This is a genomic window from Planktothrix sp. FACHB-1355 (genome assembly GCF_014748295.1).
Taxonomy (GTDB): Bacteria; Cyanobacteriota; Cyanobacteriia; order Cyanobacteriales; family Aerosakkonemataceae; genus Aerosakkonema; species Aerosakkonema funiforme_A.
This window is the reverse complement of sequence record NZ_JACJUP010001357.1, coordinates 1-1,534: the sequence shown is the minus strand read 5'-3', so window position 1 is coordinate 1,534 and position 1,534 is coordinate 1. Positions and strand designations below refer to the sequence as shown.

2 protein-coding genes are annotated in these 1,534 nt (G+C 42.1%); both read left to right on the top strand.

The genetic code is table 11. The features are described from left to right. The coding region (locus H6S82_RS32385; RefSeq protein WP_191057439.1) for a fatty acid desaturase at positions 1-420 on the top strand (420 nt) is incomplete at its 5' end. A gap of 38 nt (positions 421-458) precedes the next feature. Further along, positions 459-1,534: glycosyltransferase (locus tag H6S82_RS32380; RefSeq protein ID WP_191057438.1), on the top strand; the 1,076-nt coding region annotated here is incomplete at its 3' end.

The following is a 1,534-nucleotide window of genomic DNA, read 5'->3' as shown; positions in this document are numbered from 1 at the left end:
TTACACCACCACAACCCTGCCAGCAAACTCGACCCAGATTTCCACGATGAAGAATCCAATAATTTCTTTATTTGGTATTTTAAATTTATGACAAGCTATTGTAATTGGAAGCAACTTATCAGTTTGATGTCGCTATTTTATTCGCTCAACTATGTATTTCATATATCCGCAATCAATCTAATGTTGTTTTGGGTTATACCCCCCTTATTAAGTTCATTACAATTGTTTTACTTTGGAACTTTCTTACCCCACCGCGAACCAGAAGGAGGATACACTAATTGTCATCGAGCGCAAACTAATCCACTACCAGTTTTCTGGTCATTTATCACCTGCTATCACTTTTGCTACCATGAGGAACATCATGAATATCCTCATCTGCCTTGGTGGAAGCTACCAGAAGCTTACAGAAGGAAGAAATAGAAAACTTTTCCATGTAAAATTCCAAATTTAAATCAAGTATGACTCACTTTGGTATAATTTGCCCTCCCTACCCCGGTCACATAAATCCTTTGTCAGCCTTGGGACGAGAGCTGCAAATACGCGGTCATCGCATCACGTTTCTGCAAATCTCGGATCTAGAATTTAAAATTCGCTCCGAAGGGGTAGACTTTTACCCAATTGGAGAGTCTATTTATCGACCGGGACTATTAGCTGAAACTTTCCAGAACTTGGCTAAATTAAGCGAAATAAAAGCATTGCGTTATTCAGTTGATTTCTGCCAAATGGTGACTGAAATTATTTGCCAAGATGCTCCCAACGCAATTAAAGCAATCGGAATTGAAGCCGTGTTGGTAGATCAACTCGAACCCGCAGGCGAAACGATCGCACAATACCTAAACCTTCCCTTTATCTGCATATCCTCCGGTCAAGCAATTCACCGACGACCGGACGTTCCACCCTTTTTCACACCTTGGAGTTACGATAATGCTTGGTGGGCGCGTCTTCGCAATCAGGTTGCTTATCACATTTTAGATCGCAGCTGCCAACCGATAATAAAAACTATCAATAAATATCGCGCTCGATGGAAGTTACCACCTTACCGACATATTTATTCTACATCCACTCAACTAGCTCACATCAGTCAACAACCTGCTGCTTTTGATTTTCCCTGTCCTAACTTGCCAAAGCACGTTCATTACGCTGGGCCATTTCGTAATTCATCACCGCGAAAAGTATCGTTTCCATTTGAGCAATTAACCGGACAACCTCTAATTTATGCTTCTCTGGGAAGCGTACAAAATACCAAAGCAGATGTTTTTTATACTGTTGCGGCGGCTTGCGAAAAACTGGATGTTCAATTGGTAATTACTCACGGAGGCGGGATGAATGCAGAAGCAGTAGAAAAACTACCCGGTTCTCCCTTAGTTGTAGAATATGCTCCGCAGCTAGAAGTGCTTGACAAAGCTAGTTTAACCATTACTCACGGGGGAATGAATACAACACTTGATTCGCTCAGCTATGGAGTACCTTTAGTTGCTATTCCCATCACCTTTGAGCAGCCAGGAACCGGATCGCGAGTTAAGTGGACGGGAAC